The organism is Pseudomonas atacamensis, assembly GCF_017167965.1.
Lineage (GTDB): Bacteria > Pseudomonadota > Gammaproteobacteria > Pseudomonadales > Pseudomonadaceae > Aquipseudomonas > Aquipseudomonas atacamensis.
On record NZ_CP070503.1, the window covers coordinates 2,585,991 to 2,602,503 of the forward strand.

At 60.7% G+C, this 16,513-nt stretch carries 12 protein-coding genes and 1 pseudogene; 6 read left to right on the plus strand and 7 right to left on the minus strand.

Translation table 11 applies throughout. The annotated features are described in order from the left end of the window. Window positions 1-221: 221 nt before the first annotated feature. Window positions 222-821 (plus strand): annotated as a pseudogene (locus JWU58_RS27575) (methyl-accepting chemotaxis protein); the annotation flags it as partial. A 138-nt stretch (window positions 822-959) separates the two neighbouring features. Here the strand turns inward: JWU58_RS27575 and JWU58_RS11905 are convergent. Then, window positions 960-1,445 (minus strand): flavin reductase family protein, encoded by a 486-nt coding sequence (locus JWU58_RS11905; RefSeq protein ID WP_016775037.1) that lies wholly within the window; start codon window positions 1,443-1,445, stop codon window positions 960-962. 323 nt (window positions 1,446-1,768) lie between these two features. Here JWU58_RS11905 and JWU58_RS11910 point away from each other — a divergent pair, with 323 nt between their 5' ends. Together JWU58_RS11910 and JWU58_RS11915 are read left to right on the plus strand one after the other, a co-directional pair. Continuing rightward, the gene (locus tag JWU58_RS11910) at window positions 1,769-3,175 is read left to right on the plus strand and encodes a purine-cytosine permease family protein (RefSeq protein WP_206422021.1); all 1,407 of its coding nucleotides are present in this window, start codon (window positions 1,769-1,771) and stop codon (window positions 3,173-3,175) included. A 249-nt stretch (window positions 3,176-3,424) separates the two neighbouring features. After that, a complete protein-coding gene (locus JWU58_RS11915; protein WP_016775035.1) occupies window positions 3,425-4,525 on the plus strand; it encodes a polyamine ABC transporter substrate-binding protein in 1,101 nt (366 codons plus the stop codon). A 124-nt stretch (window positions 4,526-4,649) separates the two neighbouring features. On the opposite strand, the gene JWU58_RS11920 is transcribed toward JWU58_RS11915, so the two are convergent. After that, window positions 4,650-5,624 carry a TerC family protein gene (locus tag JWU58_RS11920; RefSeq protein ID WP_122602397.1) on the minus strand — a complete coding sequence of 325 codons (975 nt, stop codon included), beginning with the start codon at window positions 5,622-5,624 and terminating at the stop codon, window positions 4,650-4,652. Between the two features lie 259 nt (window positions 5,625-5,883). Continuing rightward, complete coding sequence (locus tag JWU58_RS11925; RefSeq protein ID WP_071172719.1) at window positions 5,884-6,672, minus strand: AraC family transcriptional regulator; 789 nt, start codon at window positions 6,670-6,672, stop codon at window positions 5,884-5,886. 82 nt (window positions 6,673-6,754) lie between these two features. Here JWU58_RS11925 and JWU58_RS11930 point away from each other — a divergent pair, with 82 nt between their 5' ends. Beyond that, the gene (locus JWU58_RS11930) at window positions 6,755-7,753 is read left to right on the plus strand and encodes a bile acid:sodium symporter family protein (RefSeq protein ID WP_041480047.1); all 999 of its coding nucleotides are present in this window, start codon (window positions 6,755-6,757) and stop codon (window positions 7,751-7,753) included. Window positions 7,754-7,760: 7 nt separating this feature from the next. Here the strand turns inward: JWU58_RS11930 and JWU58_RS11935 are convergent, their stop codons facing one another. Then, window positions 7,761-8,363 (minus strand): LuxR C-terminal-related transcriptional regulator, encoded by a 603-nt coding sequence (locus tag JWU58_RS11935; RefSeq protein ID WP_125927932.1) that lies wholly within the window; start codon window positions 8,361-8,363, stop codon window positions 7,761-7,763. A 113-nt stretch (window positions 8,364-8,476) separates the two neighbouring features. Between JWU58_RS11935 and JWU58_RS11940 the strand changes: the two genes are divergently transcribed. Beyond that, a complete protein-coding gene (locus JWU58_RS11940) occupies window positions 8,477-10,105 on the plus strand; it encodes an ATP-binding response regulator (RefSeq protein ID WP_206422022.1) in 1,629 nt (542 codons plus the stop codon). 91 nt (window positions 10,106-10,196) lie between these two features. Here JWU58_RS11940 and JWU58_RS11945 read toward each other — a convergent pair whose 3' ends face one another. The 3 genes from JWU58_RS11945 to JWU58_RS11955 all read right to left on the minus strand — a co-directional run bounded on the left by JWU58_RS11945 (window position 10,197) and on the right by JWU58_RS11955 (window position 13,561). After that, window positions 10,197-10,667 carry a hypothetical protein gene (locus JWU58_RS11945; protein ID WP_181424972.1) on the minus strand — a complete coding sequence of 157 codons (471 nt, stop codon included), beginning with the start codon at window positions 10,665-10,667 and terminating at the stop codon, window positions 10,197-10,199. 348 nt (window positions 10,668-11,015) lie between these two features. Continuing rightward, window positions 11,016-12,188, minus strand: coding sequence for a cystathionine gamma-synthase (locus JWU58_RS11950; protein WP_206422023.1), 1,173 nt, complete (start codon window positions 12,186-12,188; stop codon window positions 11,016-11,018). Further along, window positions 12,185-13,561, minus strand: a complete 1,377-nt coding sequence (locus tag JWU58_RS11955; RefSeq protein WP_122698092.1) for a pyridoxal-phosphate dependent enzyme — start codon at window positions 13,559-13,561, stop codon at window positions 12,185-12,187. Before JWU58_RS11955 ends, JWU58_RS11950 begins: the two co-directional genes overlap by 4 nt. A 365-nt stretch (window positions 13,562-13,926) precedes the next feature. Between JWU58_RS11955 and metE the strand changes: the two genes are divergently transcribed. Next, on the plus strand, window positions 13,927-16,215 hold the full coding sequence (gene metE / locus JWU58_RS11960) for a 5-methyltetrahydropteroyltriglutamate--homocysteine S-methyltransferase (RefSeq protein ID WP_206422024.1): 2,289 nt from the start codon (window positions 13,927-13,929) through the stop codon (window positions 16,213-16,215). Window positions 16,216-16,513 lie beyond the last annotated feature (298 nt).

Genomic DNA, 16,513 nt, shown 5'->3' on the forward strand with positions numbered 1-16,513 from the left:
CAGCGGGGCAGATTCACAGCAGCTCTGGCAGCGCCACCGAAGTCTCGGCGGAAATGGCCGACGTCGCTTCGCGTCAGCGTGAGGCGGTGGACATGGTGTCTACGGCGTTTCACGAAATGGTCGCCACTTCCAACGAGGTTGCGCGCTCGTGCAGTCAGGCGGCCGACTCGGCAGACAACGGTCAGCGTCAGGCTCACACCGGGCAGCAGCAGATCGACGCGGCGGTGAGTAACGTCGGGCGCTTGAGTCAGGAGATCGGCCATAGCGCCGAGTCGATGCAGCAACTGGAGCAGGACAGCAACGACATCCAGTCGATCCTCGGCACGATTCGCTCGATTGCCGAGCAGACCAATCTGCTCGCGCTCAACGCCGCCATCGAGGCCGCGCGCGCTGGAGAGCAGGGCAGGGGCTTTGCCGTGGTCGCTGATGAAGTTCGCGCGCTGGCCAAACGCACCTCGGATTCCACCGGTGAGATTGACGCACTGCTCGGCAATCTGGCGCGGCGCACCCACCAGATGGGCAAGCAGATGCACGCCAGCCTTGAGGTATCGCAGGAAACCGTGGTGTCGATCAACGAGGCGCGGGCGAGTTTTGAATTGATTCGTGAATCGGTTGACGTAATCCGCGACATGAACACCCAGATCGCCACGGCGGCGGAGGAACAGCATCAAGTGGCGGAGGACATCAATCGGCACATCAGCCAGATTCATGGCGATGCGCAGTTGGTGGCGAGCCTGGCGGAATCAACTCGGCAGGATGCGCAGAACCTGACGGCGTTGTCGCAGACGTTGAATCAGTTGGTGAGCCGGTTTAGGACCTGACACGGTCGCCCAGGCAACACCAAGACCTGTGGGAGCGCGCCTGCTCGCGAAGGCGTCGGGTCAGTCGAAAATGTAACAACTGACCCATCGCATTCGCGAGCAGGCTCGCTCCCACATGGATTTCGGCGGATTTGAAAATCACGCCACAACCGGCAACGCACCCATCTTGCCGTGGCAATACACCAGCGGCCCGGCGACCTGCTCGGGGACGATCAGGTTCTTCACCGCGCCGACCATGATCGCGTGGTCGCCACCTTCGTATTCACGCCACAACTCGCACTCGATCACCGCCGTCGCATTGGCGAGGATCGGGTTGCCCAGTTCGCTCAACGTCCACTCGATGCCCTGCGCCTTGTCCTTGCCTTTGCGGGCGAAGGCATAGGCCTCGCTTTGCTGCACGCTGGACAACAGGTGAATCGCAAAGCGTTTGTTCTTGATCAGCACGGGATAGGAGTCGGAGCTGTAGTTGGGGCAGAACAGCACCAGCGCCGGGTCCATCGACAGCGAGCTGAACGCGCTGGCGGTCAGGCCGACGATCTGGCCGTCGTCGTCCAGCGTGGTGATGACGGTGACGCCGGACGGGAATGAGCCCATGACTTGTTTGTAAATGGCAGCATCGATCATTGGGTGGTCCTCGGGTGGTGTGACGCGGTTTTTATGGTTTGTAGGTCTGATGGTATACCGTAATACATATCTTGCAAGAGCTTTTCTGGTGAACCGATAAACGTGCCACTTTCGTCGGAAACTCAGTGTTTACGGGGCTTTCAGCTAGCCGGTCAGGGGTGGGATCAGCGAGGATAGCGGATCAGACAGCGACAGAATCAGCGGATCAGGCTTGTGCAAAGTCTGGAATACCATAATATGGTCTGCATCTGAGGGGCGACCCAAGAGTCCTCCCGGTTTGGCTTCATACAAAGATAAAAACAGACAAACTCGAGTTCATGCATATGTCCCAGATGTCCCGGCAAGATCCGTTGATCGAGAATCATACGGTCGATTACGTCCCACTCGCGGAACGCCACGGGAAGGCCCGCGATCTGTTCACTCTTTGGTTCAGCACCAACATCGCGCCACTGCCCATCGTCACCGGCGCCATGGTGGTTCAGGTGTTCCACCTCAATCTGTTCTGGGGGCTACTGGCGATTGCGCTGGGGCACATGATCGGCGGCGTGGTGATTGCGCTGGCCTCGGCCCAAGGCCCGCGCATGGGCATTCCGCAAATGGTCCAGAGTCGCGGTCAGTTCGGCCGCTACGGCGCGCTGCTGATCGTGTTTTTCGCGGCGCTCATCTACATCGGTTTCTTCATTTCCAACATCGTGCTGGCCGGCAAGTCCATCGTCGGCATTGCGCCCTCGGTGCCAGCGCCGCTGAGCATTCTGATCGGCGCGCTGGCCGCCACGGCGATCGGTGTGATCGGCTACAACTTCATCCACACCCTCAACCGCATCGGCACCTGGGTGATGGGCGGCGCGTTGCTCGCCGGATTCATCTACATTTTCGCCCATGACTTGCCGGCAGACTTCCTGACGCGCGGCAGTTTCAACCTCTCCGGCTGGCTGGCGACGGTGTCGCTGGGGATCATCTGGCAGATCAGCTTCTCGCCATACGTCTCCGACTATTCGCGGTATCTGCCAGCAGACATCGGCATTGCCAAACCGTTTTGGGCGACTTACATGGGCGCAACGCTGGGCACGATTCTGTCGTTCAGTTTTGGCGCGGTGGCGGTACTGGCGACGCCGGAAGGCACTGAAGCGATGGCAGCGGTCAAGCAGTCCACTGGTTGGCTGGGGCCGATACTGATGGTGCTGTTTCTGCTCAACATCATCAGCCACAACGCGCTCAATCTGTATGGCGCGGTGTTGTCGATCATCACCTCGATTCAGACGTTTGCCAGCCAGTGGACGCCGAGCATCAAGGTGCGCGTGGTGCTGTCGAGCGTGATCCTGGCGGGATGCTGTGTGGTCGCCCTCGGTGCTTCGGCGGATTTCATTTCCGAATTCATCGGGCTGATTCTGGCGCTGTTGCTGGTGCTGGTGCCGTGGGCGTCGATCAACCTGATCGACTTCTATCTGATCAAGCGCGGCAACTACGACATTGCCTCGATCTTCCGCGCTGACGGCGGCATTTACGGGCGCTTCAACCTGCACGCGATCATTGCCTACTTCATCGGCATCATCGTGCAGCTGCCGTTTGCCAACACCTCGCTGTATGTCGGGCCGTACGCCAATCTGGTGGAAGGTGCCGACCTGTCGTGGCTGGTTGGCCTGGTGGTCACCGTGCCGTTGTATTACTGCCTGGCAACTCGCGGTCAGGCGCAGCAGAGCAGGGCGGCCAGACTCGGCTATACCGACTGATCCCAACGGCAATACAGCAATGCCCGGCCCAGCGCCGGGCATTTTTGTTTGCGTATTTCAGCGGTCACGGAAAATGGCCATATCGATCCCCTTTTGGCCTGCCGCCTACTGTCATCGCGCTACGCTGTCAGCAAGAATCGAAACCATAACAACAGGCTCGACCTTTTTTGCCCTTGGCTATCGTTACAGCCACTGCCGTGTACAGAACATAAAAACCATCGATCTCACGTCGCATTCGGGGAAACAACCATGGTCACGATCAAACGCATTCTGGGCGCCACCGTGTGTGGCCTGACGCTGCTGGCCAGCGCCGTCCAGGCCGAGCAGCGCGAACTGCGGGTGTACAACTGGGCGGATTACATTCTGCCGTCAGTGCCCAAGGACTTCGCCGAGCAAAGCAAGATCAAAGTGACCTGGGACACCTTCGACACCAACGAATCCCTGGAAGCCAAACTGCTCACCGGCAACTCCGGTTACGACCTGGTGGTGCCGTCCAATCAGTTCATCGAAACCCAGATCAAGGCCGGCGTGTTCCAGAAACTCGACAAGTCGAAATTGCCGAACTGGCAGCACCAGGATCCGGCGTTGCTCAAGTTGCTCGACGCCAACGACCCCGGCAACCAGTACGGCGTGCCGTACATGTATGGCACCGTGCTGATCGGCTTCAACCCGGCCAAGGTCAAGGCCGCCCTGGGCGACAACGCGCCGGTGGACAGTTGGGATCTGGTGTTCAAGCCCGAGAACATGGAAAAGCTCAAGGCCTGCGGCGTGGCGATGCTCGATTCGCCGTCGGAAATTCTGCCGCTGGCCCTGCATTATCTCGGACTCGATCCGAACAGCCAGAATCCGGCGGATTATGAAAAGGCCAAGGCCTTGATGATGAAGATTCGCCCGTACGTGACGTACTTCAACTCGGCCAAGTACATGACCGACATCGCCAACGGCGACATCTGTGTGGCGATCGGTTATTCCGGCAGCTTCTACCAGTTCGGCAATCGCGCCAAAGAGGCGGGCAACGGCGTGGTGGTCGACTGGCGTTTGCCGAAGGAGGGCGCGCCGATCTGGTTCGACACCTTCGCCATTCCGAAGAGCGCTAAGAACGTCGCCGAGGCCCACGAATTCCTCAACCACTTGCTCGACCCGAAAGTGATCGCACCGATCAGTGATTTCCTCGGTTACCCGAATGCCAACAAGGACTCGATGCCGCTGGTCAACAAGGACATCACCGACAACCCCAACCTGACCCCGACCAGCGAGGCGCTGAAAACCCTGTATGTGGTGCAACCGTTGCCGCAGAAAATGGAACGGGTGCGGACGCGGGTGTGGACCAGTATCAAATCCGATAAATAAGAGCACCGCACTTCAAATGTGGGAGCGAGCCTGCTCGCGAAAGCAGGGTGTCATTCAACTCCTATGTTGAATGATCCGGCGTATTCGCGAGCAGGCTCGCTCCCACAGGTGGGGGTGGGTTGTGTCATTCGGTGCGGCGTTCTGCCTCGCGGCTGGTCACCAGGCTCAACAGCACCGACCCGAGAATCACCGTCCCGACGATTGCCAGCGACCATTCCACCGGCATGTGGAACCACGGCATCAGCACCATCTTGCCGCCGATGAACACCAGCACGATCGCCAGCCCGTATTTGAGCAGGTGAAAGCGATCAGCCATGTCCGCCAGCAGGAAGTACAGCGCGCGCAGGCCCATGATCGCGAAGATGTTCGAGGTGAAAACAATGAACGGGTCGGTGGTCACGGCGAAGATCGCCGGAATGCTGTCGACGGCGAACATCAAGTCGCTGGCCTCGATCAGCACCAGCACGAGGAACATCGGTGTTGCCCAGCGCACGCCGTTCTGTAGGATGAAAAACTTCTCGCCATGAAAGCCACTGGTGATGCGCATATGCCCGCGCACCCAGCGCAATAACGGATTCTTTTCCAGATCCGGTTGATGATCAGCGAACACCAGCATCTTGATCCCGGTGATGATCAGGAACACACCGAAGGCATACAGCAGCCATTCGAACTGCGACACCAGCCACACACCGGCAAAAATCATGATCGCGCGCATGACGATCGCGCCGAGCACGCCGTACAGCAGCACTCGTCGCTGCAATTCCGGTGGCACGGCGAAGTAGCTGAAGATCATCACGAAGACGAACATGTTGTCGATCGACAGCGACTGCTCAATCAGATAGCCGGTGAGGAATTCCAGGGTTTTCTGTCGGGCGATTTCACCACCGAATTCACCGTGCAGATACCACCAGAGCAACCCGGCGAAGCTCAGCGCCAACAGGCACCAGGCAATCACCCAGGCCGACGCTTCCCGCACCGACACCCGGTGCGCCTTGCGCCCGCCGAAGACAAACAAGTCCAGGGCCAGCATGGCCAGAACGAAGATGATGAAGGCACCCCACATCCAGGGTTCGCCGATATTGATGTTCGTGGCAGGCATGGCACGCTCCCCTGTCTTGTTACTTGCAGTGTTATCGCTGATTCAACGGCAAGCGCATCCCCTGTGGGAGCGAGCCTGCTCGCGACTGCGATGGAACAGTGAAGTTGAGGTTGCTGACCCACCGCGTTCGCGAGCAGGCTCGCTCCCACAGGGATCATCTTCTCTTCTCGATCAAAGTCAGACGGGGCCATGCTAGCGACGGATCTGGAGCAAAGAAAAATCGTTTATTTCTGACTGACAGTTCGGCAAAAACGAAGTGTCAGCGGAAAAACTCCCCCGGCGTCTCGCCAAACTGCTGACGAAACGCGGCGATAAACGCCGAGGTCGAGTCGTATCCACAAGCCAGCGCAACATCGGTCACACGCTCGCCTTTTTCCAGCGGGGTCAGGGCGCCAAGCAAGCGCAGGCGCTGGCGCCAAGCGCGGAAGGTCAGGCCGGTGTCGCGCAAAAACAGGCGCGTCAGAGTCTTTTCAGTGACACCGAATTTTTCGCTCCAGTGGCTCAGGGTGGTCTGCTGCTCCGGGTGTTGCTCCAGGCTCTGATAGATCTGCTTCAAGCGCGGGTCTTGCGGCAGCGGCAGCATCAAGTCGATGGTCGGCGCGTCGGCCAATTGATCAAGGATCACCTGGGCCAAGCGTCCGTCAGGGCCGCTTTCGTCGTATTCCACTGGCACCTGACTGAAGGCGCGGATCAACTCCCTGAGCAAATCGCTGACGCCGAGCACATGGCAATGTTCAGCCGCCCAACCGGTGACGCTGCTGTCGATGTAGAGACTGCGCATTTCCGTATGCGGTGCGCTGAACACCCGGTGCGGCACGCCCGCTGGAATCCACACCGCACGCTCCGGCGGCGCGACGAATCGGCCGGCGCTGGTCTGCACTTCGAGCACGCCCTGGATCGCGTAGGACAACTGCACCCACGGATGACTGTGGCGGCGGGTGAGGGCGCGATTGGGCAGCGATTCGGTGCGTCCATACACGGGGCGCGGCAGGCTGGGCAGCCCGGGAACACTGCGGCGCACGCTTTTGCTATGTCCTTTAGGCGGCATCTTGCGGCTCTTCGGCGTTAGTCGGTAATTGCCAGTCACGTTAGAGTCGTCGGCACGCACTGGCAACCCCCGGATGAATCTCATGACGCGCCCACGTTTTCTGCCCGATAACTTCACGCTGACCTTGATCGGCGTCGTCCTGCTGGCCAGCTTCCTGCCCGCCAGCGGTCAAGTCGCGGTCGGCTTTGGCTGGCTGACCAACATCGCCATCGCCCTGCTGTTTTTCCTGCACGGCGCCAAGCTGTCGCGCGAATCGATCATCGCCGGCGCCGGCCACTGGCGTCTGCATCTGCTGGTGTTCGGCCTGACCTTCGTACTGTTCCCGATCCTCGGCCTGGCGCTGAAACCGCTATTGTCACCGCTGATCGGTGATCAGCTGTACATGGGCATGCTCTACCTCTGCGCATTACCGGCGACCGTGCAGTCGGCCATCGCGTTCACTTCGCTGGCGCGAGGCAATATTCCGGCGGCGATCTGCAGTGCGGCGGCGTCCAGCCTGTTCGGGATTTTCCTTACACCGCTGCTGGTGACGTTGCTGCTCAACGTCCACGGCGACGGCGGCTCGACGCTCGATGCCATCGTCAAAATCAGTGTGCAATTGCTCCTGCCATTCATTGCCGGGCAGATCGCCCGCCGCTGGATCGGCGCTTGGGTAGGGCGCAACAAGAACTGGCTGAAATTCGTTGATCAGGGCTCGATTCTGCTGGTGGTGTACGGCGCATTCAGCGAGGCGGTCAACGAAGGCATCTGGCAGCAGATTCCGTTGTTCGAGTTGCTCGGCCTGGTGGTGGTCTGCTGCATCCTGCTGACGTTGGTTCTGGTGGCATCAATTCTGTTGAGCAAAGCGTTCGGCTTCAATCAGGAAGACCGCATCACCATTCTGTTCTGCGGTTCGAAAAAGAGCCTGGCGACCGGCGTGCCGATGGCGCAGGTGTTGTTCGCCGGCAGCACCATCGGCGTGCTGATTCTGCCGCTGATGTTGTTCCACCAGATTCAGCTGATGGTCTGCGCGGTATTGGCCCAGCGCTATGCGAAACGACCGGAGTCGGTGCCGGATCTGATGGCGCAGGTTGATCCGTAAAAGCGCTTCACAGCCCCGAATACTTGACCGCCGCTGCCGCCCGCGTCGGCACATCCAGCGTGCGCAGCAACGAAGACACATGGATGCGTACCGTGAACGGGGAGATATCCAGTTCACGGGCAATTTCCTTGTTGGTCTTGCCTTGCGCGATCAAACGCAGCACGTCCTGCTGACGCGGCGTCAGCGTCGTCGCGGTTTCCAGCGGCAAGAGGCCGGACGGCGCTGACTTCACCAGCACCTCGCCTTCACGGATCGCCAGAATCGCCTGACCGATTTCATCCGGTGCAATGTTCTTGCCGATAAAACCGTCAATGCCCGCCGCCATGACTTCACTGATCAGCGCTTGATCGTCAACCATCGACACCACGATCAGCGTGGTGCGCGGCAATCGTTGGCGCAAGTCGGCGAGTTGAGTGATGCAGGTCAGTCCGGGAAAGCGCAGATCGAGCATCAGCGTGTCCGGCTCGTTGTCCGGCACCAGCAGCTTGAGCACGGTCTCGAAGTCGCCGGCTTCTTCAAGCAACATCTCAGGCAGCAAGCGCTGCACAGTGCGCAACATTGCCTCGCGAAACAGTGGGTGATCGTCGGCTATGATGATCCGGCACGTCATGATGCGACCCTCCCTGGGTCAGGCGTGATTCAAGGCCTGCACCTTAGCACTGGACGCGAAGGTTGCCTGTAGGCTGCTTCCGAAACTGCAATCGCTGCACAAGGACGTTTCCCATGAAGTTCGAGAAAAACACCGAACTCGACCAGGCCAATCTGCGCATCATCATCGCCGCCATCGCGGTGGTTTACATGGTCGTACTGGTCTTTTTGCCGGGCCATCGCTTCGAGACCTACCTGCCGGTCATCACCTACATCAGTCTGTTCCTGCTGGCGTCGATCGTGTTTCGCCAGGCCATTGCGCGCTGGCCGGGGCATTATCCGGCGCGACGGATTTTCGCCATGGCCCACGATTACACCGGCACCTGTTTCGGGCTGGTGATCGGCGGCGAAGCGGCGTTGCCACTGTACGCGGTGATGGTCTGGGTCAATCTCGGCAACGGCATGCGCTACGGCTCGCGCTATCTGGCGATTGCCACCGGCCTTGCATTGGTGGCGCTGCTGGTGGTCTATCGCCTGACGCCGTATTGGCAGGCGCAGCCGTTCATGGTGTTGATGCTGTTGATCACCAGCACGGTGATTCCGTTTTATGCGCACTTGCTGCTTGAGCGCACGCGCAAGGCGTCGGAAGAAGCGCTTGCGGCGAATCTGGAGAAATCGCGCTTCCTCGCGCAGGCCAGTCATGACTTGCGTCAGCCAATTCACTCCATCGGACTGTTTACCGCGTGCCTGCGGGAGTCGCGCCTGGGTGATGAGGAGCGGCGGTTGGTCGACAACATCGACCGCTCACTGCTCAACGTCTCGCAATTGTTCCGCTCGATTCTCGACCTCTACACCCTCGATAACGGCCGCGTCGAAGCGAAAATGCAAACGCTGAATCTCGGTGAATGGCTTGCGGATCTGATACGCCAACACCAGGAAGCGGCCCGTTGGGCAGGCGTCGAACTGCGGCTGCGACCGTGCAACCACTGGGTCAGAACCGACCCGGCGCTGCTCGCGACCATGGTGCAGAACGTGCTCTCCAACTGCTTCAAATACGGCGCGCAACGTCCCGTGCTGATCGGCGTGCGTAAATGTGGGGCAGGGCTGGCCATCGTCATCCATGACCGTGGCAACGGCATTGCCGAAGAGCATCTGCACAAGGTCTTCGAGGAGTTTTATCGGGTACGGCAAGTGCGCGACAAAGATGTCGAGGGCGTCGGGCTGGGCCTGTCGATCATCAAGCGTCTTGGTGAACTGATCGATGTGCACGTTGCTCTGCGTTCACAGTTGGGGCGCGGCACAGCTGTGACGCTTGCGGGGTTGCCGATCGTGGCCGCGCCGCAGTCACTGGTGGTTCGCAGTGAAGCGCGGCAGATGGGTTTGTTGACCGGACTGAAGGTGTGTCTGGTCGAGGATGACCGCAACGTGTTGCTCGCGACTTCGGCGTTGCTCGAACGCTGGGGCTGTGTGGTGCAGGCCGAGTGGTCGGCTGAAGGCCTGGTCACCGACTGCGACATCATCGTCGCCGACTATGACCTCGGCACCCACGCCACTGGCATCGAATGCATTGACGAAGTGCGCAGGCGGCGCGGTTGGGCAGTGCCGGCGATGATCATCACCGGGCATGACGTCGAAAAGATTCAGGCAGCCTTGCATGACCGGCAGATTGCGATTCTGTCGAAACCTGTGCGGCCGGCCGAGTTACGCGCGACGTTGCGCGCCCTGCGTGATCGACAAGGCGCAGCGGTTGAACAGATGCTGTAAAGGCCGATGTAAACGGGCGGCTCAGGAGCTCGCCCGTTATTTCGCGGCGATTATTGTGGGCTGTTGAACTGGTCGGAATAGCTGCCGGTCATCAGCGCCGATGCCACGCGATCAGAACCGACTCCGACCCGGGAGTAGGCCACTCGGTTGACGCCGGTGCGGTCGGCGCCATCCGCTGCCAATGCTCCGGCACCGACACGATCAGCGCCATCGGCAGCCACAGCGCCGGCACCGACGCGATCAGCGCCATCGGCAGCCACCGCGCCGGCACCGACACGATCAGCACCATCGGCAGCCACCGCGCCGGCACCGACACGATCAGCACCATCGGCAGCCACCGCGCCGGCACCGACACGATCAGCACCATCGGCAGCGACTGCGCCCGCGCCGACACGATCAGCGCCATCGGCAGCCACCGCGCCTGCGCCCACGCGATCAGCGCCATCGGCAGCCACTGCGCCCGCGCCGACACGATCAGCACCATCGGCAGCCACCGCGCCTGCGCCGACACGATCAGCGCCATCGGCAGCCACAGCGCCTGCGCCAACATGATCAGCCCCATCCGAAGCCAACGCCTGCGGTTGCGCCGCCAAGACATTCGGCACCACAACGCTGGCCGCTACCGCAAGAAGCACCCCTGACAACAACTTGTATTTCATGGTTTTCTCCACGACCCGGCTGCCATACAGCGATCAATCGCGCGCGATGCATACAAACGCCACGACTCATTGGCTTGGGTTTTACCTGGTTGGCGAAAGGCACGGGCACACCGAGCGGCGTGCGGGTGTCGAGATAATCCTGATCGAGCCGATTGAGTATAGGATCGGCCTCGGAAACTGCCATGGTGGAAAGATCGACGGACAAAAAAAGACGAAGCCCGCATTGCGCGGGCTTCTTCGTGCGGAGCTGTTTACATTTTTGCCAGTGCCTGAGCCAGATCGGCGCGCAGGTCTTCAATGTCTTCGACCCCCACCGACAACCGCACCAGCCCATCGCCAATCCCCAGCTTCGCGCGGGTTTCCGGCGGAATGGTCGCGTGGGTCATGATCGCCGGATGTTCGATCAGGCTCTCCACGCCACCCAGACTTTCCGCCAGTGCAAAGATCTGCACGTTCTCGAGAAAGCGCCGCGCACCGGCCAGGTCGCTGTTCAGATCAACAGAAATCATCCCGCCAAAACCACGCATCTGCCGCTTGGCCAGTTCATGCTGCGGGTGCGAGGTCAGGCCCGGATAGTAGACGCGCTTGACCTGCGGCTGCTGTTCCAGCCACTGCGCCAGGTCCAGGGCGTTGCTGCAGTGACGTTCCATGCGCAGCGCCAAAGTCTTCACCCCGCGCAGAGTGAGGAACGCATCGAACGGCCCGGAAATCGCGCCGACGGCGTTTTGCAGGAAACCGAGTTTTTCCGCCAACTCGGCGTTCTGCCCGACCACGGCAATGCCGCCGATCACGTCGGAGTGGCCGTTGAGGTATTTGGTGGTTGAGTGCAGGACGATGTCGAAACCCAACTCCAGCGGGCGCTGAATGTATGGGCTGGCGAAGGTGTTGTCGGCCACGCAGATGATCCCGCGCGCGCGGCAGATGCGCGCGATCGCGGCCAGATCCGACAGGCTCAGCAGCGGGTTGGTCGGGGTTTCGACCATGACCATGCGCGTGTCGTCGTGCAGCGAGGCTTCGAACGCCGACAGATCGGTCAGGTCGACGAAGCTGAAACGGTGCCCGGCACTGCGCTGGCGGACCTTGTCGAACAGGCGGAACGTGCCGCCGTACAAGTCATTGCCGGAAACGATGTGCGAGCCGGCGTCGAGCAGTTCCAGCACCGTGGAAATCGCCGCCAGCCCCGAGGCGAAGGCGAACGCGCGGGTGCCGCCTTCGAGGTCGGCGACGCAGCGCTCCAGGGCGAAGCGCGTCGGGTTGTGCGAGCGGCCGTAGTCGAACCCCTTGTGCACGCCGGGGCTGTCTTGCAGGTAGGTGGAGTTGGCATAGATCGGCGGCATCAGCGCGCCGGTGGTCGGGTCCGGCTCTTGCCCGGCGTGGATCACCCGGGTGGCGAAGCCTTGGGATTTATCGTCGTGCTGACTCATGCAAGGGATCTCCGTAATTGGTTGAGCATGTCGGTGCGGGTGATCAGGCCATGGAAGCCTGAAGCGTCGGCGATGATCGCGACGAGGCCACGGCTGAGCACCGATTCCAGCTCGGCCAGGCTCGCAGCCGGGGCGAGGGTTTGCAGTTTGTCGGTCATCACACTCGACACCGACTGGCTGAAACGTGCGGCGTCTTCGTGGACGCCGAGGAGGATGTCGGACTCGTCGATCACTCCCACTAGTTGTTTGCCTTCGACCAGCACCGGCAGTTGCGAAACGTCCGCCAGACGCATGCGCTGGAAGGCCGTGAGCAGGGTGTCGTCCGGGCCGACGCTGATCACCCGGCCGTCCTCGAAACGCCGTGCGATCAAATCGCGCAGATCGCCGTAGCCCTTGCGCTGCAACAGGCCCTGATCGGTCATCCACTGGTCGTTGTAGACCTTCGACAGGTAGCGCGTGCCGGTGTCGCAGACGAAACTGACCACGCGTTTCGGCTCGGTCTGCTCGCGGCAATAACGCAGCGCGGCAGCGAACAGGGTACCGGTCGATGAGCCGCCGAGAATGCCCTCGGCCTTGAGCAACTGGCGGGCATGATCGAAGCTTTCCGCGTCGCTGATCGAGTAGGCGTGACGCACGCTGGACAGGTCGGTGATCGACGGAATGAAGTCTTCGCCGATACCCTCGACCGCCCACGAACCGGGCGTCGGCAAGGTGCCGTCGCGGCTGTATTGCGCCATCACCGAGCCGACGGGATCGGCGAGGACCATTTCCAGATCCGGCTGCACGCGCTTGAAGAAGCGACTCAATCCGGTCAGCGTGCCGGCCGATCCGACGCCGACGACAATGGCGTCCAGATCATGTTCGGTCTGCGCCCAGATTTCCGGTGCGGTGCTGCATTCATGGGCCAGCGGGTTGGCGGGATTGTTGAATTGGTCGGCGAAAAACGCGCCGGGAATGTCCTTGGCCAAACGCGCGGCGACGTCCTGGTAATACTCGGGATGGCCCTTGCCGACGTCAGAACGAGTGATGTGCACTTCGGCGCCCATGGCCTTCAAGTGCAGGACCTTCTCGGTGGACATCTTGTCCGGTACCACCAGCACTACGCGATAGCCTTTGGCGCGACCGACCAGCGCCAGACCCAGACCGGTATTGCCGGCAGTGGCCTCGACAATCGTCCCGCCCGGTTGCAGGCGACCGTCACGTTCGGCAGCGTCGATCATCGCCAGACCGATACGGTCCTTGATCGAGCCGCCGGGGTTCTGCGATTCAAGTTTGAGAAACAGCGTGCACGGTCCGGTATCGAAGCGGGTGACCTGCACCAGCGGAGTATTGCCTATCAGCCCAAGCACGGCAGGGCGTGATTCCTTCGACATTTCTTCACCTCTTTATGGTGTTGATCGCGTTCCAATCGCGGGGAAAAGACTCGCGTGCAACTTAGGCGCAGACATCCTCTCTCGCAACCTCTAATCCTTGGAAAATCCAGCCATTTGGATCTAACGATAGAACGAAAACTGGCATGTTGCCCTGAGGTGTTCTGATCGTTCCCACGCTCCGCGTGGGAATGCAGCCTTGGACGCTCTGCGTCCCTACGGTCCTGAGATCGCAGCCTTCGGCAGCTCCTAAAGGGGCGTCTGTGCATGAGTAGAACTTGTGATGATCTGGAATTTATTGAGTTTGTTTCATCAAGTCCGGTTCCCGACAATACCCGCCATCGAATAAGCATCTGGAGTTGTTTGTCATGGCACTGGCCCATTCCCTTGGATTTCCGCGCATCGGTCGCGACCGCGAACTGAAGAAAGCGCAAGAGGCGTTCTGGAAAGGAGAACTGCACGAGGCGGGCCTGCGTGACGTCGGGCGTGAGCTGCGCCAGGTCCATTGGGACTTGCAGAAAAACGCCGGCATCGACTTGCTGCCGGTTGGCGATTTCGCCTGGTACGACCAGGTGCTGAGCCACTCGCTGATGTTCGGCGTGATCCCCGAGCGCTTCCGCCCGCATGACGGCAAAGCCACGCTGCACACCCTGTTCAGCATGGCCCGAGGCGTCAGCAATACTTGCTGCGGCGAAGGCCACGCTCAGGAAATGACCAAGTGGTTCGACACCAACTATCACTACCTCGTACCGGAATTCAGTGTCGACCAGCACTTCCACCTGGGTTGGGAGCAGTTGTTTGAGGAAACCGAAGAGGCCCGTGTGCTGGGGCACAACGTCAAACCGGTGATCATTGGCCCGCTGACCTATCTGTGGCTGGGCAAAACCAAAGGCGCCGATTTCGACAAGCTCGATTTGCTTGATCGCCTGCTGCCGCTATACGGCCAGATCTTCGCGCGGCTGGCGGCATTGGGTGTGGAGTGGGTGCAGATCGATGAGCCGATTCTTGTGCTCGATCTGCCGCAGGACTGGAAGAACGCTTTCGAGCGCGCCTACAACCAGATCCAGCGCGATCCGCTGAAAAAACTGCTCGCCACGTACTTCGGGGGCCTGGAAGAAAACCTCGGTCTGGCGGCGAACTTGCCGGTCGATGGCCTGCACATCGATCTGGTGCGCGCGCCGGATCAGTACCCGACCATTCTGGATCGTCTGCCGGCCTATAAAGTGCTGTCGCTGGGTGTGGTCAACGGTCGGAACGTCTGGCGCTGCGATCTGCAAAACGCGCTGGCGACGCTGCGTCATGCCCATGAGCGTCTGGGTGATCGCTTGTGGGTGGCGCCGTCCTGCTCGTTGCTGCACAGTCCGGTTGATCTGGGCCGCGAAGACCAGCTCGATGCGGAACTCAAGAGCTGGCTGGCGTTTGCCGTGCAGAAGTGCGAAGAGGTCGCCGTGCTCGCCCAAGCGGTCAGCGAGCCGGAAGCGCCGAAGGTACTGCGTGCCCTCGCGCAAAACCGTTCGGTACAAACCAGCCGCGCCGCCTCGCCGCGCATTCACAAACCTGAGGTGCAAACGCGGGTCGCGGCGATCACTGCCAAGGATGCGCAACGCCAATCGCCGTTTGCTCAGCGTATTGCCAAGCAGCGCGGCAAACTCGATTTGCCGCTGTTTCCGACCACCACCATTGGCTCGTTTCCGCAAACGGCGGCGATCCGTCTGGCGCGTCAGGCCTACAAGCAAGGCAAGCTCAGCGCGGCCGATTACACCGATGCGATGCACACGGAGATTCGCCACGCTGTAGAAATTCAAGAACGCCTCGGCCTGGATGTGCTGGTGCACGGTGAGGCAGAGCGCAACGACATGGTCGAATACTTCGCCGAACAGCTCGACGGCTATGCCTTCACCCGCTTTGGCTGGGTGCAGAGCTACGGTTCGCGCTGCGTCAAGCCAGCGGTGATCTTCGGTGACCTGAGCCGCCCGCAAGCGATGACGGTCGAGTGGATCTGCTACGCCCAGGTCCTCACCGACAAGGTCATGAAAGGCATGCTGACCGGCCCGGTGACCATGCTGATGTGGTCCTTCGCCCGCGAAGACGTCAGCCGCGAGGTGCAGGCTCGACAGCTGGCGCTGGCCATTCGTGACGAAGTGAATGATCTGGAAGCGGCAGGAATCAAAATCGTGCAGATCGACGAAGCAGCGTTCCGTGAGGGCTTGCCGTTACGCCGGGCGCAGTGGCCGGCGTATCTGGAATGGGCAAGCGAAGCGTTCCGCCTGTGCGCCTCCGGCGTGCGCGACGAAACCCAGATCCACACGCACATGTGCTACAGCGAATTCAACGATGTGATCGAGTCGATCGCGGCGATGGACGCCGATGTCATCACCATCGAAACCTCACGGTCGGACATGGAACTGCTCGAAGCGTTTGAAGCGTTCGCCTACCCGAACGACATCGGCCCCGGCGTGTACGATATTCACTCGCCACGGATTCCAGATGTGTCGGAAATAGTCGGCTTGCTGCGCAAGGCGGCGCAGCGTATTCCGGTTGAGCGGCTGTGGGTCAATCCGGATTGCGGGCTGAAAACCCGAGGCTGGCCAGAGACCGAAGCGGCGCTGGTGCACATGGTCAGCGCCGCGCGGCAACTGCGCAAAGAGTGGGCCTGACCCATTACCGCCCTGGAATACAGAACCCTGTGGGAGCGAGCCTGCTCGCGAAAGCGGTGTGTCAGTCGACACCATGTTGGATGACCTGACGCCTTCGCGAGCAGGCTCGCTCCCACAGAATTCGCGTTCTCCCCGTCATTCACGGCAACACACAAATCCTTTGTGGGAGCGAGCCTGCTCGCGAAAGCGGTGTGTCAGTCGACATCATGTTGGATGACCTGACGCCTTCGCGAGCAGGCTCGCTCCCACAGAATTCGCGTTCCCCCTGTCATTCACGGCAACACACAAACTCCTTGTG